This window comes from Pseudomonas sp. LB3P58, assembly GCF_054897895.1.
Window position 1 is genome coordinate 104,242 of the sequence record NZ_JBUBVE010000001.1, and the last position, 19,660, is coordinate 123,901.

A 19,660-nucleotide genomic window follows, 5' to 3' on the forward strand; every position below is an offset into this window, starting at 1 on the left:
CTTTGGGGAGAGGGTTAGGGTGAGGGGTGGCTTTCAGATCTACACAAAATCGCGTCTACTGCCATCGGCCCAAAACCACACTCAAGGATTGAATGTGAACACCCTATCCACCCGCAATGCCCAACTGATCATCACCGCCCGTCTGGTCTCGGACTTCGGCGCCTTCCTCAACATGGTCGCCCTGGCCACCTACGTCTACCTGCTCAGCAACAGCGCCATGAGCGTCGGCATCTTCCTCGCCAGCCGCGTGGCCGGTGGAATATTCGCCAGCCTAATCGGTACGACGTTTTATCGCCGTTGGGCCGGGCGCCTGCCGCTGGTTGCCTTCGACCTGTTGCGCGCCGGGCTGCTGGGGCTGCTGCTGGTGCTGCCGGTCACCCAGCAGATGCTGCTGTTACCGGTGATCGCTTTCGGTCTGGGATTCGGCAACTCGATGTTCGCCATCGGCCTCAACAGCCAGTTACCGCACTTGATCGAGGCTGAGCAGTTGCTCAAGACCAACGCCTGGATCACCTCGGCGTCGTCGGCCGCCATGGTCGGCGGAAGTCTGGTGTCAGGGCTATTGGTGGCAGCATTCGGCTTTGAAACGGTGTTTGCATTGAACGTGGTCACTTATCTGCTGGCCGCGTTGTTCATCTTGCCGCTGCGTTTTTCAAAACCTGTGCCCAGTGACGAACCCAGCCACGAGCGTGGTGAATGGGTGGCCCTGCTCCAGGGACTGCGCAGCACACCGGTGGTGGCGGCGATGCTCGCGGTGGCCATGGCTGACACCCTTGGCAGTGCCGCGCACAACGTGGGTTTTCCGATTATTTCCAGACTGCTGACGCCCGAGTCGGCCAGCACCACGCTGGGCCTGATGTTGGCGGTCTGGGCCTGCGGAAAACTCATCGGTGCGCGCATCGCCAGCCGGCTGAAAGGCTCGGACAACGTGAACCTGGAACGACGATTTTTCTTTGGTGTGTTGCTGATGTCCTGCGGCTTCATCCTGATGTTTCAGCAACAGACCCTTTACGGGCTGCTGTTGTTTTCGCTGCCGGCGGGCCTCGGCGACGGCTTCTCGGAAGTCGGCTTGATGTCACGGCTGCAACGTGAACCGGACAGCCTGCGCCTGCCGATTTTCAGCTTCCTGACGCTGTTGCAAATGACCGGGTTCGGCGTCGGCATGCTGATCGCCGCGCCGTTCTATTCATGGTGGACGCCGGGTGCCGTGGTGCTGTTGTTCCACGGGATTCCCCTCACCACCTTGTTGGTGGTGAAGGGGCTGGCAATCAGGGGCGAGCGGGTTGGGCGCAACAGCCCGACTCCAGGTTCTTGAGGATCGGGCAGTCGGGACGGTGATCGCCGTGGCAGTGTTCGACCAGGTCCTGCAGGGTGTCGCGCAGTTGGCCGAGTTCGCGGATTTTCTGGTTCAGCTCGTCGATGTGCTGACGGGCCAGGGCCTTCACATCGGCGCTGGCCCTTTGGCGGTCCTGCCAGAGGGTCAGCAGTTTGCCGACCTCTTCCAGTGAGAACCCCAGGTCCCGGGAACGCTTGATGAACGCCAGGGTGTGCAGGTCGTCGTCGCCGTAAACCCGGTAACCGCTGTCGGTACGATGGGCGGCCTTGAGCAAGCCGATGGATTCGTAATAACGGATCATCTTCGCGCTCAGGCCGCTTTGGCGGGCCGCTTGGCCGATGTTCATCGGTTGTCCTCCAGATCCTTGGGTTTCCAGGTTTTCAACAGTAGCGCATTGCTCACCACGCTGACGCTCGACAACGCCATGGCCGCACCGGCCAGCACCGGGTTGAGGAAGCCGAACGCTGCCAGCGGAATGCCGATCAGGTTGTAGACGAAGGCCCAGAACAGGTTCTGACGAATCTTCGCGTAGGTCTTGCGGCTGATCTCCAGCGCCGCCGGTACCAGTCGTGGGTCGCCGCGCATCAGGGTGATCCCGGCCGCGTGCATCGCAACGTCGGTGCCACCGCCCATGGCGATGCCGATGTCGGCGGCGGCCAAGGCGGGTGCGTCGTTGATGCCGTCGCCGACCATGGCCACGACGCCGGTTTTTTTCAGTTCGGCGACGGTGGCGGCTTTGTCCGCCGGCAGTACTTCGGCGTGAACATCCTTGATGCCCAGCGCCTCGGCAACCACTTTGGCACTGCCGCGATTATCGCCGGTCAGCAGATGGCTGCTGATGTTGCGTGCGTTGAGTTGTTGCACAGCTTGCAGCGCGCCGGGTTTGAGGGTGTCGCCGAAAGCGAAGAGGCCCAGCACACGAAGTTCGGGACTTTGCTCGATCAGCCAGGACAGGGTCCGGCCTTCGGTTTCCCACGCGGTGGCGGAGTCCGCCCATTCACCAGCGCTCAAGCCGCTCTCTTCCAGGAGACGACGATTGCCCAACGCCAATCGACAACCGTCGAGAGTGCCCGCGATGCCACGGCCGGTCAGCGATTGACTGTCGCTGACATCGGCCACGGTCAAGCCGCGTTCGGCGCAAGCGTCCAGCACCGCCTTGGCCAGCGGATGTTCGCTGCCGCGTTGCAGGGCGCCGGCCATTTGCAGCAGGGCCGCTTCGTCATGGTTGATGGCGCTCAAATGAGCGATGCGTGGGGCACCCGAAGTCAGCGTGCCAGTCTTGTCGAACACCACCGCACTGACTTCATGGGCACGCTCCAGCGCTTCGGCGTCCTTGATCAGAATCCCATAGCGTGCCGCCACCCCGGTCCCTGCCATGATTGCCGTTGGCGTGGCCAACCCCAGGGCGCACGGGCAAGCGATCACCAATACCGCCACGGCATTGATCAGCGCCGTTTCCATCGGCGCGCCGTACAACCACCAACCGATCAAGGTTGCCAACGCAATCAGCAAGACCGCAGGGACAAACACCTGACTGACTTTATCCACCAGTTTCTGGATCGGCGCCTTCGCCGCTTGAGCGTCTTCCACCAGGCGGATGATGCGGGCGAGCACGGTTTCCGCGCCCAGGGCCAGGGTGCGAACGAGCAACCGGCCTTCGCCATTGATCGCGCCGCCGGTGACCTTGTCGCCGGGTTGTTTGGGCACCGGCAGGCTTTCGCCGCTGATCAGCGCTTCGTCGGCGTGGCTCTGGCCTTCGACCACTTCACCGTCCACCGGGAAGCGTTCGCCGGGTTTGACCATGACCAGATCATTCAGACGCAAGGCGCTGATGGCGACGTCCTGCTCGCGGCCGTCGATCACCTGAATCGCCCGCTCCGGGCGCAAGGCTTCGAGGGCGCGAATGGCACTGGCAGTCTGGCGCTTGGCGCGGCTTTCCAGATACTTGCCCAGCAGCACCAGCGCGATCACCACCGCCGAGGCTTCGAAATACAGATGCGGCATGCGCCCGGCGGCGGTGGCCCATTCATAGAGACTCAAGCCATAACCGGCGCTGGTGCCCAACGCGACCAGCAAATCCATGTTGCCCGCACCGGCGCGCACGGCTTTCCAGGCAGCGACGTAAAAGCGCGCACCGAAGATGAATTGCACCGGCGTGGCCAACGCGAATTGCACCCAGGCCGGGAGCATCCAGTGCACGCCGAACGGTTGCAGCAACATCGGCAGCACCAACGGCGAGGCGAGGACAATCGCCATGATCAAGGCCCAACGCTCGCGGTGCAGGCGTTGTTGTTGATGATCGGTTTGCGGGTGTTCGACTTCCCAGACACTGGCGCTATAGCCCGCCTTGGTCACGGCAGCGATCAAGGTTTGCGGATCGATCTGGCCGAGCAGCTCAAGGTGGGCGCGTTCGTTGGCCAGGTTAACGCTGACGCTCTTGACCCCCGGCACCTTGGCCAGCGCTCGTTCGACCCGGCCGACGCAAGAGGCGCAGGTCATGCCATCGATGCTCAATTCCAGACTTTGCTGCGGCACGCTGTAACCCGCCTGCTGCACGGCGTCCATCAAGGCCGGCAGGCTGTCGCTGGGCGCTTGAACCCGGGCCTGTTCGGTGGCCAGGTTGACGCTGACGGCAGAGGCGCCGATGACTTTGCTCAAGGCACGCTCGACACGTCCGGCGCAACTGGCGCAGGTCATGCCGGCAATCGGCAAATCGAAAGTGGTGGATTCGGACATCGGTCACGCTCCCTGTAGAAGATACCTACAGGATCAACCTTGCCATGCTGGCAAGGTCAAGCGCCATGTCTCAGATCAACGATCGGTGTGGCGATCAGTAGTCCAGGGCCGCAGGCTTGAGGTACATCCCTTCCTGCGTCATCGCAATCCGGAACTTCAACACGTCACCGGCCTTGAGCGTAATGTTCTGTGAACCCGGTGCGAGCATGCCCGGGTTGCAACCCGGCGCCTGGCCCGGCAGCAGCTTCAGGCGCAAGGAGACATTGCCCGGCGGCAGGTTGAACGAGGTGCTTTGTTCTTGGAACAACCGCGCCGACAGCTGATCGTGAATGTACACGCCGATCTCGCAGGAGGTCGCGACTTCCAGGCGCTCGCGGGAAATGATCAGTACGCCATAGTCCTCCCCGGCGGCTTGAACTGAAGGTGTCGCGGCAAATAGGCTGAGAAAGCCAAACAGGCTGAGAGCTGGCCAGCGCATGGCTGAATCTCCTGATGTCGAGTCATTGATGGACGCAGCTTGGCCGAGCGCGACGCTGATTGCCAGCCCGGCAGTTCACTTCAGAACTTGACCTTGCCACGGTGGCAAGCTCAAGACTGCACGCAACCTTACTCAAGGAGTCATCCCATGCAAGTGTTCAACGTTCAAGGCATGTCCTGCGGTCACTGCGTCAAAGCCATCACTCAGGCGCTGCAAGCCAAGGATCCTGCGGCCAGCGTGCGTATCGATCTGGCCGCGAAAGAAGTCGGCGTCGAGAGTGCTTTGTCGGCGGATCAGGTGATCGCCGTGATCACCGAAGAAGGCTACGAGGTAAAGGTTGCCTGAGTCCAAACACAATTCCTGTGGGAGCGAGCCTGCTCGCGAAGGCAGAGTGTCATTCAGCATCGATGTCGACTGACGCTCCGCCTTCGCGAGCAGGCTCGCTCCCACATGGAATTGTATTCATCCAGGGGTTTTTAATAGTTAGCGACCTAACGGAATGTTCAAGGCGTCCATGCGCGGCTAGACTGTGGGGCTGCCGACCCTGTCCAACTGGATGCCTGATGAATTTCCGTACCATTTTGATTCTTGGCGCCTTGAGCGCCTTCGGTCCGCTGGCGATCGATTTCTATCTGCCGGCCTTCCCGGCGATGGCGCTCGCCTTCGCCACCGATGAAAAACACGTTCAGCTGACCCTGGCGGCGTACTTCCTTGGCTTGTCCATCGGTCAACTGGCTTACGGTCCGGTGGCGGATCGCTTCGGGCGCCGCATTCCCTTGCTGACCGGCGTCGGCCTGTTCACCGCGGCCTCCCTGGCCTGCGCCTATGCGCCGAGCCTCGAATGGTTGATCGGCGCACGCTTCGTTCAGGCATTGGGTGGGTGCGCGGGGATGGTGATCGCGCGGGCAATTGTCAGCGATAAATGCGATGCGGTGGGGTCGGCGAAGGTCTTTTCGCAGCTGATGCTGGTGATGGGCCTGGCGCCGATTCTTGCGCCGATGCTGGGCGGGCTGTTGGTCAACACCACGGGCTGGCAGTCGATCTTTCTCGTGTTGACCGGTTTCAGTGCACTGGCGGGTTTGGCCGTGGCGCTGGGGCTGCCGGAAAGTCTGCCGGCCCATGTGCCGCGTCAACCATTGTCGGGGGCGTTGCGTCAGTACGGTCGACTGTTGTCGGATCCGGTCTATCTCGGCCACGCCTTGACCGGTGGCATCGCCATCGCCGGGATGTTTGCCTACATCGCCGGTTCACCGTTCGTCTTCATCAAGCTGTATGGCGTGCCGCCCGAGCATTTCGGTTGGCTGTTTGGTACCAACGCGGCGGGTTTCATCCTGGTGGCGCAGCTCAATGCACGATTGCTGGCCAAGCGAGGCCCGGCGTTCTTGCTGGCGCGCACCGTGTGGATCTACGTCGGCGCGGGTCTGGCGCTGCTGGCCGTCAGTTCGCTGCACACCGCGCAGCTATGGCCATTGCTGATTCCGCTGTTTGTCTGCATCGCCAGCCTCGGTTGCATCCTCCCCAACGCCTCGGCCTGCGCCATGAACGGGCAGGGCGCTCGCGCCGGCAGTGCGTCGGCGATGCTCGGTTGCCTGCAATTCAGCGTCGCCGCCGGAGCAGCAGCACTGGTGGGTGTTTTACACGACGGCAGCGCCATGCCGATGGCCATGGTCATCAGCCTGTGCGGAATTCTGGTGGTGAGCGTGGCGATGCTCACCCGGCGTTTGCAAAATACCCGGGCGCTGGCGCAAGCCCAGGTCTGAGGACGGACTCAGCCAGCGGCACGCTGCTGGCGGTCAATAATTTGATGAGGTGCTTGTAGTCGCGCTTCAAGGGTACGGGTGAAGGCGCGGGCTTCGGCTTCACTGCGGAACGTCACGGCATGTTGGTCCAGACGGACTTGCCACTGGGATTTTGCCAATTCTTTTATCAGGATCTTCATTGCTGATCTCTCCTCTCGTAAAAGATGTTACGTAAAAGACTGTGCCGCAGAGTCTCGATTGTAGACCTCAATACGATCGCAATTGTGACAAGGGTCAACTCTCGGACTGACGGTGTCGCCCATCTGGGCGACAACTGTGTCAGTTTGTTTCAGAACCCTTCGAGCACAATCTTGCCCTTGGACTTGCCGCTTTCCAGCAGCTCATGGGCGCGACGCAGGTTCGCCGCGTTGATGGTCCCGAAATGCTCGCCGACCGTGGTCTTCAGCGTCCCGGCGTCGATCAGCTCAGCCACGCGGTTAAGCAATGTGTGCTGCTCGATCATGTCTGCGGTTTCGAACAGCGAGCGGGTGTACATGAACTCCCAGTGCAGCGACAGGCTCTTGCGCTTGAGCTTGGTCACGTCCAGCGCCTTCGGATCATCGATCAGGGCCAGTTTGCCTTGCGGTGCCAAAGCCTCGACCAACTGATCCAGGTGGTGATCGGTCTGGGTCAGGCTGGCGACGTGAGTCACCTGATCGACACCCGCGCGTTTGAGTTCTTCGCTCAACGGCTGGCTGTGATCGATCACCAGATCGGCGCCCAGCTCACGAACCCAGCTCTGGGTTTGCGGGCGGGAAGCCGTGCCGATGACGTTCAGCCCGGTGAGCTGGCTGGCCAGTTGCGTGAGGATCGACCCCACACCGCCAGCGGCACCAACGATCAAAAGGCTCTGGCCTTCATCGGTTTTGCCTTCACGCACTTGCAGACGCTCGAAAAGCAATTCCCACGCGGTGATTGCGGTCAGCGGCAGCGCGGCGGCTTCGGCGAAGCCGAGGGTTTTCGGCATATGGCCGACGATCCGCTCGTCTACCACGTGCAGTTCGCTGTTACCGCCAGCGCGGGCGATGGAGCCGGCGTAGAACACTTTGTCGCCGGCCTTGAACAGCGTCACTTCACTGCCGACGGCCTTGACCACACCGGCCACATCCCAGCCCAGCACTTTCGGCGTGCCCGCTTCAGGCTGGACGTTCTGGCGGACCTTGGTGTCCACCGGGTTGACCGAGATGGCTTTGACTTCCACCAACAGGTCACGCGGGCCGGCAACCGGTTCTGGCAGTTCGATGTCTTGCAGAGCGTTTGAGTCGCTGATTGGCAAGGAGGCGTAGTAGGCAATGGCTTTCATTGGAGCTCCTGAAAAGTAATAAAGAAGGAAGAAATCAGACGATGGAGCGCAGGCGCTTGAGGTCGAAGTGTTCGAGAAAGTCGCCAGCCTTGGCGCGGAAGTTCTGGATATGCGCGCTGGCGTCATGGGCTTGCAGGGCTTCGTCGCTGCTCCATTTTTCGATCATGTAGAAGGCGTGAGGATTGGCGAGGTCCTGGTGCAAGTCGTATTGACCGCAACCGGCCTCGGCGCGGGTCGGTTCCAGCAGCGCACGCAGGTGCTGTTCGAGGGCATCTTGCTGGCCGGCTTTGGCGATGAGGGTGGCGATAGCGGTAAAAGGCTGGGACATGTTCGGCTCCGGGAACGGGATGAATTCGATGGGACGGATGATTGGCTATTTCTCTTCAAGATAAAACCCGCTAAAAGAGCAGTCTCTTTCAATATTTTTTTGATAATCGAGGCTGAACAATGCTGCGTTTCGATGACTTGCAGTTGTTTGTCCGGGCGGCGGACCTGGGCAGTCTGTCAGCAGCGGCGCGGGGGATGGACATGTCGGCTGCGGTGGCCAGTGCGGCGTTGAAGCGCATCGAACAGCAGCTCGGTGCCCGGTTGCTCGCCCGTTCTACCCGTAGCCTGCGGCTGACCGCTGAAGGCGAGGGATTTCTCGAATACGCTCGGGCCGCCTTGAGCAATCTCGATGAGGGCCGTCGTTTATTGGCCCGCGGTCAGGACCAGGTCAGCGGTATTTTGCAGCTGTCGGCACCTTCGGACTTTGGCCGCAATCTGCTGCTGCCCTGGCTGGACGAGTTTCAGCGTGAGCATCCGAAACTCACGGTGCGTTTGCTGTTGGGCGACCGCATCGCCGACCTGTTCCGCCAACCGGTGGACATCGCCCTGCGGTACGGCGAGCCGGAAGACTCAAGCCTGGTGGCGCTGCCCATTGCTCCGCAGAACCGCCGCGTCCTCTGTGCCGCCCCGAGTTACCTGGCGCGGCATGGCGAGCCACGGCAGCTGGAGCAACTGGCTCAGCACAACTGCCTGCTGTTCATGCTCGGTAGCCGGGTCCACGACCATTGGAGTTTTCACGACGGCAAACGCGAGGTCAGCCTGACCGTCAGCGGCGATCGTTTCAGCGATGATGCCGATGTCGTCCGTCTGTGGGCCGTGGCAGGTGCCGGGGTCGCCTACAAATCCTGGCTCGATGTCGCGGCCGATGTGCTGGCCGGTCGATTGAAAGTGCTCATGCCGGAACTGCTCTGTGAGCGCGCACCGCTGAATTTGCTGTGCGCCCATCGCGCACAATTGAGTAAGCCGGTGAACCTTTTGCGGGAAATGCTCGCCAGCCGATGCGCCCGGTTGAGTAGCCAATTTCCGACGTTATCGGGTACCGATCATTAGTCGCAGGCAAATAGCGAAATTTCACTCAGGAACTATCACCACCAATGGTTTCCCAAGGGCAGGAACCGGCGGTTAACCCGCATATACTAGCGCTCGCCTCATGTACGCACCGTCGATCTCGCCATAGCGAGTCCACGTCCGAGTCAGCCAGGCCCATGGTCAATCGCCGCGGCTTTGCGAAACCTGCGAAGCAATGGCCTGTGCGATTGACCGGCTTTGCCCGGGTTATGGCGGTTTCCACGCCTTGGCCGACGACACATTACTGGTCAAGATGTCTCTGAGCAGTAGACGAAACGATTCAACAGGGAGTGAATACATGGAACATGCACCTTGCATCAGCCAGATCGCCACGTTGCTGGCTGACCCAAAGCGCAGCGCAATGATGTGGGCCTTGATGGACGGCTCGGCGCGGCAAACCGAAGAGCTGGCCTTGTTGGCCGGCCTGTCACCGTCTTCGGCCAGTGCGCATCTGGGGCGTTTGTCCGCCGGAGGTCTGTTGAAAGTCGAGTTCCGCGGCCGCAAGCGGTTCTTCCGTCTTGCCGCCCCTGAAGTGGGTGCGGCGATAGAGGCACTGGCCAGCGCCACCCTGGCCAGCACGCCTCGGGAAGTCCCGGACGTTTTCAAACGCACGCCCCCCCTCGCCAAACCTCAAACGGCGCCTTCGTCACTCTTGCGCGCCAGGCTTTGCGACGACCATTTGGGCGGCACCCTTGCCGCCGATCTTTACCAGCGTCTGCTGGATGCGGGCTGGATCGAACAGTTCGATCAGCGGGTCATGATCACCCACAAGGGCGCCACGCAATTGGCGACGCGGGGTGTGTTCATCCAGGCGCTGGCTCATCGCAACAGCCGGGTCGCCTGCGCTTGTCCGGACTGGAGCGAAAGACGCCCGCACATGGGCGGATCACTGGGGGCGGCGTTGCTGCAATTGTTCATGCAGTCAGGTTGGTTGAGCCTGCCCAACGATTCTCGATCCTTGCAGATCACCGCTGCGGGGCAGCGTGAAATCCATCGGTTCGCCAAGGAAACCGAGCTGGAAATGGCGTTGTAGACGCATCGAGATCGACGTTCGAAGCTTCGGGCGTCGTTCAGAGCTGCGAACAGGTCGCATCCAGCAGTAACCCCCAGCAGCTATCGCGCACACTCGTCCGGGGACTTTCGGATTGGGGGAATGTGGCATGGAAACACGAGGCTTCAGCGCGGCAGAACGACTGGAACGGCTGCCCATCAGCGGTTATCACCGGATCATTTTCATCATCATTGCCCTGGCGTTTTTCTTCGACTCCATGGACCTGGCGATGATGACTTTTCTGCTCGGCTCGATCAAAACCGAGTTTGGCCTGAGCACGGCACAGGCCGGGTTGCTGGCCAGCTCGAGCTTTTTCGGCATGGTTGTGGGGGCGTCGCTGTCCGGCATGCTGGCCGACCGCTTCGGGCGCAAACCGGTGTTCCAGTGGAGCATCGTGTTGTGGGGGATCGCCAGTTATCTGTGCTCCACGGCGCAGAACGTCGAAACGCTGACGTTGTTTCGAATCCTGTTGGGGATCGGCATGGGCATGGAGTTTCCCATTGCTCAATCGATGCTCTCGGAGCTGATTCCTGCCAAACGGCGCGGGCGCTACATTGCGTTGATGGACGGTTTCTGGCCGCTGGGCTTCGTCGCCGCCGGGGTACTGTCGTACTTCCTGCTGCCGGTGGTTGGCTGGCGGGACATCTTCCTGGTGTTGGCGGTGCCGGCGGTGTTTGTCCTGGCGATTCGCTTTTTCATTCCCGAATCACCGCGCTGGCTGGAACAGGCCGGGCATCATGACGTGGCAGACAAGGTCTTGCTGCGCATCGAAAATCGGGTCCGGACATCTCTGGGGCGTTCGGATCTGCCTGAGCCGATCCGCCTGCCGAGAGTGGCGAGTACGCCGGGCCATTTCTTTTCCGCGTTGCGGCAGATCTGGTCGCCGCTGTACCGCCAGCGCACGATGATGATCTGGAGCGTCTGGTTCTTTGCCTTGCTGGGGTTCTATGGCCTGACGTCCTGGCTCAGTGCTTTGCTGCAGCAGTCGGGTTTTGCCGTGACCCAGTCGGTGTATTACACGGTGTTGATTTCCCTTGGCGGGATTCCCGGTTTCCTGATGGCCGCCTGGCTGGTGGAGCGTTGGGGGCGTAAACCGGTGTGCGTGGTGACGTTACTCGGCGGCGGGGTGATGGCGTTTCTTTATGGTCAGAGCGCGGTGTTTGGCGGCAACGTCAGCCTGTTGATTGCGTCGGGGCTGTTGATGCAGTTTTTCCTGTTCGGCATGTGGGCGGTGCTTTACACCTACACGCCGGAGTTGTACCCGACATCGGCGCGGGCCACGGGCTCGGGTTTCGCTTCGGCGATTGGCCGCGTGGGTTCGTTGCTCGGGCCAATGGTGACCGGGCTGGTGTTCCCGATGACCGGGCAGGGCGGGGTGTTTGCGCTAGGGGCGATGTGTTTTGCGATTGCGGCGGGGGTGGTGTGGGTGTTCGGGATGGAGACCCGGGGCAAGACGCTGGAGGAGTTGAGCGAGGCGACGATCGTCAGTTAAACACTGAGTAAATGTGGGAGCGGGCTTGCTCGCGAAGGCGGTATGCCAGTCGATATCATCGTTGACTGACACTCCGCCTTCGCGAGCAAGCCCGCTCCCACATTGGATTGCGGTGAACCTTATGGTTTCACTAGCCGCGCATCCAGGCTGTTTTGCGCCAATCGCTTGGCCTGATCCTGGGTCATGCCCAAATGGGTGTACAACGCGTGGAAGTTCTCGGTGACATAACCGCCGAAGTACGCCGGGTCATCCGAGTTCACGGTCACTTTCACGCCACGCTCGAGCATGTCGAGAATGTTGTGCTGAGACATGTGATCGAACACGCAGAGCTTGGTGTTCGACAACGGGCACACAGTCAACGGGATCTGCTCGTCGATGATCCGCTGCATCAAACGTTCGTCTTCGATGGCGCGCACGCCATGGTCGATGCGCTGGACTTTCAGCAAGTCGAGGGCTTCCCAGATGTACTCGGGCGGGCCTTCTTCACCGGCATGGGCGACGGTCAGGAAGCCTTCGTGACGGGCACGATCAAACACGCGCTGGAACTTGCTTGGCGGGTGACCCATTTCCGAACTGTCCAGACCGACAGCCACAAACGCATCACGGAACGGCAGCGCCTGGTCGAGGGTTTTCTCGGCTTCTTCTTCGCTCAAGTGGCGCAGGAAGCTCAGGATCAAACCGCTGGTGATGCCCAGTTGCTGCTCGCCATCCTTCAACGCGGCGGCGATGCCGTTGAGTACCACTTCGAACGGCACGCCACGGTCGGTGTGGGTCTGCGGGTCGAAGAACGGTTCGGTGTGAATCACGTTCTGCGCCTTGCAACGCAACAGGTAGGCCCAAGTCAGGTCGTAGAAATCCTGAGAGGTGCGCAACACGTCGGCGCCCTGGTAATACAGGTCGAGAAACTCTTGCAGGTTGTTGAAGGCGTAGGCCTTGCGCAGGGTTTCGACATCGCTCCACGGCAGGGCGATCTTGTTGCGTTCGGCCAGGGCGAACAGCAACTCAGGCTCCAGCGAACCCTCAAGGTGCAGGTGCAGTTCTGCCTTGGGCAGGGCGTTCAGCCAGTCGTACATAGTCTTTTCTCATCAGGTGCAGATGGCGAGCATTCTACAGATGCCCGTGGAAACAATTAGCAAAACCTGACCAGCCGGTTCATCACAGCGCTTCCTGTTCCCGTCGATAGGCGTAGGTATCGGCGAAGCGCGAGAGCAGGAATTCGGCGCAGGTGGTGGCCGGATACTGTGCCGGGTGCCGTTCATCCTGACAGCCGGGCAGGCATTCGATGACCGTGTCGGGGTGCGGCTCGGCGAAGAACGGCATCGAGTAACGGTCCACGCCCAGCGGGCTGATCACCCTGTGCGGCGTCGACAGGTAACGGTCGTTGCTCCAGCGCGCCATCATGTCGCCGAGGTTGACCACGAACGTGTCGTCGATCGGCGGCGCGTCGATCCACTCGCCTTTAACGTTTCGCACTTGCAGGCCGCCGGCGGCATCCTGATACAGCAGGGTGATGCAGCCGTAATCGGTGTGGGCGCCGGCGCCTTGCTGCTCTTCGGAACTGGCGGTGTGGCGCGGTGGGTAATGAATCATCCGCAGCACGCTGACCGGCTCAACGAAACGGGTGTCGAAAAAGTCGCGCTTGATGCCCAGCGCCACGGTTATGGCCCGTAGCAGGGTTAGGGCCAAGGCCTGCATGTCGACGTAGTGCTGCTCCATCAGCGATTCCCAGCCGGGCATCGACGGATGACGGTTGGGGCCGCGCAGCGGTTTTTCCGCCAGCACCTCAGGGTGATCGGCCGGCAGGTGCAGGCCCATGTCGAAGGTTTCTTTCAGGTCGCTGGGTTTGCTCGGGTCGAGTTGTTCGGTGGCGATGGCGCCATAACCGCGGTGGTGGCGGGTTTGGGTAATGTCGATCTTGAGTTTTTCGGCGGCGGGCAGGGCGAAGAAACGTTGGGCGTTGTCGAGCACGGCGTCGATGCGCGCAGAAGGGATTGGGTGACCCTTGATATAGAAAAAGCCCCACTCGCGGCAGGCGTGGTCGATTTGCGTGGCGATTGATTGCCAGGCGGATGGGTCATGGGTGTAGAGCGGGGCGATGTCGATGATAGGAAGACTGTTCATGCACAATCCTTGAAAGCGATGAAAATCCATTGTGGGAGCGAGCCTGCTCGCGATGAGGCCATCACATTCAACATCCAAGTTGACTGATAGTCCGCCTTCGCGAGCAGGCTCGCTCCCACAGGGTTTTGTGTCTGGCGCTGGGATTACTTCGGAATGTCGGCCTTCATGCCTTCAACGTAGTAGTTCATCGATGCCAGCTCCGCATTGCTCGCCGTCGCGCCCGCCGCAATTTTCTCGACGCCCGCCTGATCCTTGATCGGCCCGGTGAACGGGTGGAAAGCACCGCTCTTGATGTCGGCAATGATCTGCTCTGCCTCGGCTTTCACCGGCGCTGGCACCAGATCGCTGATCGGCAACTCAACCGTACCTTCCTTCAAACCACCCCAGTAATCCAGCGACTTCCACGTGTGGTCGAGCACGCTTTGGGTCGCCTGAATGTAGTGCGGGCCCCAGTCGTTGACGATGGACGTCAGCACCGCTTTCGGCCCGAAGTGCGCCATGTCCGAAGCGTAGCCCACGGCATACACGCCGCGACGTTCAGCCGCCTGGATCGGTGCCGGGCTGTCGGTGTGCTGGAACACCACATCCACGCCCTGATCAATCAACGCATTGGCGGCATCGGCTTCTTTGCCCGGATCGAACCAGGAGTTGACCCACACCACTTTGATCTCGGTGCCGGGGTTGTACTTGTTCAGGGCCAGTTGAATGGCGTTGATGTCGCGGATCACTTCCGGGATCGGGAAGGACGCGACGTAACCGATCTTCTTGGTCCTGGTCATCTTCGCCGCGAGAAAACCGCCGACGTAGCGACCTTCATAGGTGCGCGCCAGGTAGGTGCCGAGGTTCTTGTCCTGCTTGTAGCCGGTGGCGTGTTCGAAGGTCACCATGGGAAATTGTTTGGCGACTTTCAGGGTCGGGTTCATGTAGCCGAAGGACGTGGTGAAGATCAGGTCGTACTTGTCCTTGGCCATGTTGCGGATCACCCGCTCGGCGTCGGCGCCTTCAGCAACGTTCTCCACATAATTGGTGGTGATCTGGTCGCCGAATTTTTCCGCCAGCGCCTTGCGCCCCTGTTCATGCTGATACGTCCAGCCGTGGTCGCCAATCGGACCAATGTAGACGAAGCCGACTTTCAGCGGGTCGGCGGCACTGGCGGTCAGGCTGGCGCTCAGACCGATGGCCGCCGCAACGGCGCAAAGCAGCTTCTTCAACGGACGTTTGTGCATGAATTCGAACTCCATGTTGTTGTGAGGTTGGCAAGGCCAATGCAAGTTGCTGACCAACAGGACAACAAATGCCGAATCCGCGTAACGGCCTTCGCGAGCAGGCTCGCTCCCACAGGAGAACGCATTCCAATGTGGGAGCGAGCCTGCTCGCGAAGGGGCCCGCAATACCAATAAAAGTGCACGCCCTGAACTCGTTGCCATCCACTGGTGCGCTAAGGTGTAACGAAACGTTAGCGCCGCCCCACAGTCAGTAGCTCATCACCCTGGTTTCGCTTCACTCGGCAAAAAGGCCCGCAATGCTCACACTCCTCAAGCAAGAAAAGTTTCTGCTGCTGGCCCTGCTCGCCGCCGTCGTCGCCTATCCGCTGGAACACTGGATGCTGCACAGCGGTCAGCCCATCGCGCTCACCGCAGGCCTGGTGTTGATCGCGTTCATCGTCGTTGCCTCCATGCGCGTCGCCCATCACGCTGAGCTGCTCGCAGAAAAAGTCGGTGACCCTTACGGCACGATGATCCTGACCCTGGCCGCCGTGCTGGTGGAAGTGGTGATCCTGGCGATCATGATGAGCAACGAAGCCTCGCCGACCCTGGTACGCGACACGATTTATTCGGCGGTGATGCTCGACATCAACGGCATCCTCGGCCTAGCTGCGTTGATGGGCGGGCTCAAGCACGGCGAACAGTCCTACAACGACGACTCTGCCCGTAGCTACAGCGTGATGATCCTCACCGCCATGGGTGTGTCCATGGTGGTGCCGGAGTTCATTCCCGAGGCCAGCTGGAAACTCTATTCAGGCTTCACCATCGGCGCGATGATCGTGCTCTACGCCCTGTTCCTGCGCATGCAGGTCGGGCCGCACAGTTATTTCTTCAGCTACAGCTATCCGGAAAAGCGTCGAAAGAAAGTCCCGGAGGAAGAACCTGAACCCATCAATCTGGCGCTGAGTATCGGGACATTGGTGTTTGGCGTGGTGGTCATCGGCGCATTGGCCGAAGTGATGTCCAAAACCCTCGACCTGGGCCTGGAAGGGACGGGCGCACCGCCGGTGATCACTGCGATCCTGGTGGCGGCAATCTCGGCGGCGCCGGAGATTCTGACGGCGTTGCGGGCGGCTCTGGCCAACCGCATGCAGTCGGTGGTCAACATCGCCATGGGCGCGTCGCTGTCGACGGTGATCCTGACGGTGCCGGTGATGGAAGCGATGGCGCTCTATACCGGCCAGCCGTTCCAGATGGCGATGACCCCGGTGCAGACCGTGATGGTCTTCCTCACCCTGATCGTCAGCGCGATCAACCTCAACGATGGCGAAACCAATGCCATCGAAGGCATGACCCACTTTGTGCTGTTTGCGACGTTCATCATGTTGTCGCTGCTCGGTCTCTGAACACACCACAAAACCCATTGTGGGAGCGAGCCTGCTCGCGAAGGGGGCGGATCAGTCAACATAGATGTTGAATGTCAGTCCGCTTTCGCGAGCAGGCTCGCTCCCACAGGGTTGGATTGTGTTGTGTCAGGTGCCGGCGATTAGCTGCCGAGCCGCCTGGCTGTGATCGGCAATCAACCCCTTCAAATCCAGCCCTTCAACCTGCCCATCGATTACTCGCCATTTGCCGCCAACCATCACCCGATCTGCACGATCAGCGCCGCACAGCAGCAACGCCGACACCGGATCATGACTGCCGGAGAACCGCAGCTCATCGAGCTTGAACAGTGCCAGATCCGCCTGCTTGCCCACCGCCAGTTCGCCGATATCGGTACGCCCGAGCAAACTCGCCGAACCCTTGGTCGCCCACCCCAAAACCAGTTCCGGGGTGATCTTCTCGGCGCCATAACGCAGCCGCTGAATGTACAGCGCCTGACGGGTTTCCAGCATCATGTTCGACGCATCGTTGGACGCCGAACCGTCCACGCCCAAGCCCAGCAACGCGCCGGCAGCGGTCAGGTCCAGGGTCGGGCAAATGCCGGAAGCCAGGCGCATGTTCGAACTCGGGCAATGGCAAATCCCGGTGCCGGCGGCGCCGAGGCGAGCGATTTCATCCGGGTTGAAATGGATGCCATGAGCGAGCCAGGTGCGCGGGCCGAGCCAGCCGACGCTGTCCAGATAATCCACGGTGCGCAAGCCGAAGCGTTGCAGACAGAAGTCTTCTTCGTCGAGGGTTTCGGCCAGATGGGTGTGCAGGCGCACGTCGAGTTTGTTCGCCAGTTCGGCGCTGGCGGACATGATTTCCGGGGTCACCGAGAACGGCGAGCACGGCGCGAGGGCGATCTGGATTTGCGCACCGTCGCCACGTTCATGGTACTCGGCGATCAAGCGTTGGCTGTCGGCGAGGATGACTTCGCCTTCCTGCACGGTCTGCTGCGGCGGCAGGCCGCCGTCCTTTTCACCGAGGCTCATGGAACCGCGCGTCAGCATGGCGCGCATGCCCAGTTCGCGGACGCTCTCGACTTGCACGTCGATCGCATTTTCCAGGCCTTCGGGAAACAGGTAATGGTGGTCGGCCGCGGTGGTGCAGCCAGACAGCAGCAACTCGGCCAACGCGACTTTGCTGGCGAGGGCGAGTTTTTCAGGTGTGAGGCGGGCCCAGACCGGGTAGAGAGTTTTCAGCCACGGGAACAATGGCTGATTGACCACCGGTGCCCAAGCGCGGGTCAGGGTTTGATAGAAGTGGTGATGGGTGTTGATCAGTCCCGGCAGGATCACATGCTCGCGGGCATCGAAGACTTGTCCACAGGGTGCGGACGGTTGCTGGCCGGCGGCGAGCACTTCGACGATCAAACCGTCTTGCAGCACCAGGCCGCCACGGGCATCGAGGCCATTGGCAGTGAAGATCGCGAGGGGATTTTTTAACCAGGTACGGGTCGCAGGCATGTTGGCCGGCTCCTCTGAAAGTTGGGTTCAGGTTAGCCAGCTCAGTGATTACCCTGTCTGCTGATCCAGGGTCGTCGCGGGGACGAGGTGCGGAGTCTCAATCAAAAAAGCATCGCAGGCAAGCCCGGCCCGACCAGACGACGCATAACCCCATGTGGGAGCGGGCTTGCTCGCGAATGCGGTGCGTCATGCAACATTGATGTCGACTGACACTCCCTCTTCGCGAGCAAGCCCGCTCCCACAGTAGATGGTGGTGATTACCAAGGAATGGTTTCACCCCTGTAATTCACAAAATGATGCCCGCCCTTGCCGGTATGCGCATTCACCTGATCGACCAACCCACGCGTACTGGTGTCCACATCAATGTCAGCGCCTTCACCGCCCATGTCGGTTTTCACCCAACCCGGATGCAGCGACAGCACGGTGAGTTTCTGCTCGCCCAACTGAGTGACGAAGCTGCTGGTCATCGAGTTCAGCGCCGCTTTGCTGGCCTTGTACAGCGCCAGTTCGGGCGCATCCGGCATGGTCACGCTGCCCAGCACCGAACTCATGAATGCCAGCACGCCACTGTCCGGACGAATCTGCCCGACGAAGCGCTGGGCCAGGTTGATCGGTGCCACCGCATTGGTGAAGAACAGTTGGCCGACCTCGGCCAGGGTCGCACCGCCCGGCGTTTGAACTTCCGGGCCTTTGACCCCGGCATTCACGAACAGCAGGTCAAACACTTCGCCCTTGAGCTGCTGGCTGAGGGCGATGACTGCCTGCTGATCGTCCATGTCGAGTTTTTCGATCCGCACCTTGCCCAAGGCCTGCAAGGCTTCGGCGTTCTGCGGGTTGCGCACGGTGGCGGTGACTTGCCAACCGTCGGCCAGCAGGGTTTTCACCAGCCCGAGGCCCAAGCCTCGGGAGGCGCCGATGATGAGTGCGGTTTTTGCCGTAGACATAAGTGGCTTCCTTGAAAAATGAGGATCACGGATTTAATGGACAACGCTGACCGAGCCGTTGCTGCAACTCCTGACGCAGCGCGCCGAGTTCTTCCATTTGGGTTTCGATCAGTTTGAGTTTGTCTTGCAGCAATTGCGTGACGGCGCTGTCCGGATCGGGCGACTGCCATATCGCAGCGACGCTGTTGCCGATCTCGCCGAGGGTAAAGCCCAATCGCTGAGCGGTCTTGATGTACTGCACCAGTTGCACCATGTCCGCCGGATAGTCGCGGTAACCGTTGGCGCTGCGTTGCGCCGCAATCAACCCGCGTTGCTCGTAGAAGCGCAGCGTGTCGCGGCTGACGGCGCTGGCCTGGGCTAATTCACCAATGCGCATCATGACGTCTCGAGAGGGCTTGACCCTGGAGCATACTCCAGGCTTTAGCCTTGTTGCTCCCTGAGTTTACGGAGCAAGACGGATGTGGACTTCAACGCAATATCGCCGGTTGGTGAAGGGTAGCGCCTGGTATGACTTGATCGTCATGGTGGCGTTTGTCACGCCGTGGAGTTTTGCGGCGTTGCATGGCGTTTTGTTGAGTGTGAGTCAGGCGTTCAACTTGTCTGGCGAGCTGCCGCCGTTTGAGCCGATGCACCTGCTGATGGCCAATCTGTTGGGGTCGATTGTCTGCGTGTGGGCGGTGCTGCGGATTCGGGATCCGCAGCAGGTGTATGGGCGGTATGACGTGGTCGGTAGATTTCTGTTTTCGGCTTGGCAGCTGTATGCCTTGCTCCATGGCGCCAGCTCTTTGTTGGCGATTTTCCTGTTCTTTGAATTGGCGTGGGGCGTAGCTCAGGTGTTGCCTGTTCGGGCGCTTTCGCGAGCAAGCCCGCTCCCACAGGGGATCCGTGTCGACCCGCAATCCTGAGTTA

Annotated in this window: 20 protein-coding genes; 8 read left to right on the plus strand and 12 right to left on the minus strand. The window is 60.8% G+C overall.

What is annotated here, in order from left to right; genetic code table 11:
• Positions 1-94 precede the first annotated feature (94 nt).
• Positions 95-1,315: an MFS transporter gene (locus ACYZTZ_RS00450; RefSeq protein ID WP_461996889.1), complete on the plus strand. Its 1,221-nt coding sequence runs from the start codon at positions 95-97 to the stop codon at positions 1,313-1,315.
• Here ACYZTZ_RS00450 and cueR read toward each other — a convergent pair.
• From cueR to ACYZTZ_RS00465, 3 genes are all read right to left on the minus strand, one after another.
• A complete protein-coding gene (gene cueR, locus ACYZTZ_RS00455) occupies positions 1,269-1,682 on the minus strand; it encodes a Cu(I)-responsive transcriptional regulator (protein WP_008156539.1) in 414 nt (137 codons plus the stop codon). The two genes, ACYZTZ_RS00450 and cueR, sit on opposite strands and share 47 nt — an antisense overlap.
• Entirely contained in the window at positions 1,679-4,072 is a 2,394-nt protein-coding gene (locus ACYZTZ_RS00460; protein WP_461996890.1) for a heavy metal translocating P-type ATPase, read from the minus strand. The genes cueR and ACYZTZ_RS00460 overlap by 4 nt, the downstream gene beginning before the upstream one ends.
• A gap of 94 nt (positions 4,073-4,166) precedes the next feature.
• Positions 4,167-4,550, minus strand: a complete 384-nt coding sequence (locus tag ACYZTZ_RS00465; protein ID WP_461996891.1) for a hypothetical protein — start codon at positions 4,548-4,550, stop codon at positions 4,167-4,169.
• A 147-nt stretch (positions 4,551-4,697) separates the two neighbouring features.
• On the opposite strand from ACYZTZ_RS00465, the gene ACYZTZ_RS00470 reads away from it, so the two are divergent.
• Entirely contained in the window at positions 4,698-4,895 is a 198-nt protein-coding gene (locus ACYZTZ_RS00470; RefSeq protein ID WP_461996892.1) for a heavy-metal-associated domain-containing protein, read from the plus strand.
• Positions 4,896-5,113: 218 nt separating this feature from the next.
• The gene (locus ACYZTZ_RS00475) at positions 5,114-6,310 is read left to right on the plus strand and encodes a multidrug effflux MFS transporter (protein WP_461996893.1); all 1,197 of its coding nucleotides are present in this window, start codon (positions 5,114-5,116) and stop codon (positions 6,308-6,310) included.
• Positions 6,311-6,318: 8 nt separating this feature from the next.
• Here ACYZTZ_RS00475 and ACYZTZ_RS00480 read toward each other — a convergent pair whose 3' ends face one another.
• The 3 genes from ACYZTZ_RS00480 to ACYZTZ_RS00490 all read right to left on the minus strand — a co-directional run bounded on the left by ACYZTZ_RS00480 (position 6,319) and on the right by ACYZTZ_RS00490 (position 7,980).
• Positions 6,319-6,489 carry a hypothetical protein gene (locus ACYZTZ_RS00480; protein WP_165353242.1) on the minus strand — a complete coding sequence of 57 codons (171 nt, stop codon included), beginning with the start codon at positions 6,487-6,489 and terminating at the stop codon, positions 6,319-6,321.
• 149 nt (positions 6,490-6,638) lie between these two features.
• Positions 6,639-7,652 carry a zinc-binding alcohol dehydrogenase family protein gene (locus ACYZTZ_RS00485; RefSeq protein ID WP_461996894.1) on the minus strand — a complete coding sequence of 338 codons (1,014 nt, stop codon included), beginning with the start codon at positions 7,650-7,652 and terminating at the stop codon, positions 6,639-6,641.
• 34 nt (positions 7,653-7,686) lie between these two features.
• Positions 7,687-7,980 carry a putative quinol monooxygenase gene (locus ACYZTZ_RS00490; RefSeq protein ID WP_134421269.1) on the minus strand — a complete coding sequence of 98 codons (294 nt, stop codon included), beginning with the start codon at positions 7,978-7,980 and terminating at the stop codon, positions 7,687-7,689.
• 119 nt (positions 7,981-8,099) lie between these two features.
• Here ACYZTZ_RS00490 and ACYZTZ_RS00495 point away from each other — a divergent pair, with 119 nt between their 5' ends.
• The 3 genes from ACYZTZ_RS00495 (at position 8,100) to ACYZTZ_RS00505 (ending at position 11,590) form a co-directional block, all read left to right on the plus strand.
• Positions 8,100-9,029 (plus strand): LysR family transcriptional regulator, encoded by a 930-nt coding sequence (locus ACYZTZ_RS00495; protein ID WP_461996895.1) that lies wholly within the window; start codon positions 8,100-8,102, stop codon positions 9,027-9,029.
• Positions 9,030-9,345: 316 nt separating this feature from the next.
• The gene (locus ACYZTZ_RS00500) at positions 9,346-10,080 is read left to right on the plus strand and encodes an ArsR/SmtB family transcription factor (protein WP_056746146.1); all 735 of its coding nucleotides are present in this window, start codon (positions 9,346-9,348) and stop codon (positions 10,078-10,080) included.
• Positions 10,081-10,207: 127 nt separating this feature from the next.
• Complete coding sequence (locus ACYZTZ_RS00505) at positions 10,208-11,590, plus strand: MFS transporter (protein WP_461996896.1); 1,383 nt, start codon at positions 10,208-10,210, stop codon at positions 11,588-11,590.
• A 119-nt stretch (positions 11,591-11,709) separates the two neighbouring features.
• Here ACYZTZ_RS00505 and ACYZTZ_RS00510 read toward each other — a convergent pair whose 3' ends face one another.
• The 3 genes from ACYZTZ_RS00510 to ACYZTZ_RS00520 all read right to left on the minus strand — a co-directional run bounded on the left by ACYZTZ_RS00510 (position 11,710) and on the right by ACYZTZ_RS00520 (position 14,937).
• On the minus strand, positions 11,710-12,663 hold the full coding sequence (locus ACYZTZ_RS00510) for an adenosine deaminase (protein ID WP_056746142.1): 954 nt from the start codon (positions 12,661-12,663) through the stop codon (positions 11,710-11,712).
• A gap of 82 nt (positions 12,664-12,745) precedes the next feature.
• Positions 12,746-13,711, minus strand: a complete 966-nt coding sequence (locus ACYZTZ_RS00515; protein ID WP_461996897.1) for a 2-oxoglutarate and iron-dependent oxygenase domain-containing protein — start codon at positions 13,709-13,711, stop codon at positions 12,746-12,748.
• A 143-nt stretch (positions 13,712-13,854) separates the two neighbouring features.
• Entirely contained in the window at positions 13,855-14,937 is a 1,083-nt protein-coding gene (locus ACYZTZ_RS00520) for a BMP family ABC transporter substrate-binding protein (RefSeq protein ID WP_461996898.1), read from the minus strand.
• Positions 14,938-15,233: 296 nt separating this feature from the next.
• Here ACYZTZ_RS00520 and ACYZTZ_RS00525 point away from each other — a divergent pair, with 296 nt between their 5' ends.
• On the plus strand, positions 15,234-16,322 hold the full coding sequence (locus tag ACYZTZ_RS00525; protein ID WP_461996899.1) for a calcium:cation antiporter: 1,089 nt from the start codon (positions 15,234-15,236) through the stop codon (positions 16,320-16,322).
• A gap of 126 nt (positions 16,323-16,448) precedes the next feature.
• Here the strand turns inward: ACYZTZ_RS00525 and ACYZTZ_RS00530 are convergent, their stop codons facing one another.
• The 3 genes from ACYZTZ_RS00530 to ACYZTZ_RS00540 all read right to left on the minus strand — a co-directional run bounded on the left by ACYZTZ_RS00530 (position 16,449) and on the right by ACYZTZ_RS00540 (position 19,127).
• On the minus strand, positions 16,449-17,807 hold the full coding sequence (locus ACYZTZ_RS00530) for an 8-oxoguanine deaminase (RefSeq protein WP_046044710.1): 1,359 nt from the start codon (positions 17,805-17,807) through the stop codon (positions 16,449-16,451).
• 257 nt (positions 17,808-18,064) lie between these two features.
• Complete coding sequence (locus ACYZTZ_RS00535) at positions 18,065-18,751, minus strand: SDR family oxidoreductase (protein ID WP_461996900.1); 687 nt, start codon at positions 18,749-18,751, stop codon at positions 18,065-18,067.
• Between the two features lie 25 nt (positions 18,752-18,776).
• Positions 18,777-19,127, minus strand: coding sequence for a MerR family transcriptional regulator (locus ACYZTZ_RS00540; RefSeq protein ID WP_462000629.1), 351 nt, complete (start codon positions 19,125-19,127; stop codon positions 18,777-18,779).
• Between the two features lie 82 nt (positions 19,128-19,209).
• Here ACYZTZ_RS00540 and ACYZTZ_RS00545 point away from each other — a divergent pair, with 82 nt between their 5' ends.
• The gene (locus ACYZTZ_RS00545) at positions 19,210-19,656 is read left to right on the plus strand and encodes a hypothetical protein (RefSeq protein WP_461996901.1); all 447 of its coding nucleotides are present in this window, start codon (positions 19,210-19,212) and stop codon (positions 19,654-19,656) included.
• Positions 19,657-19,660 lie beyond the last annotated feature (4 nt).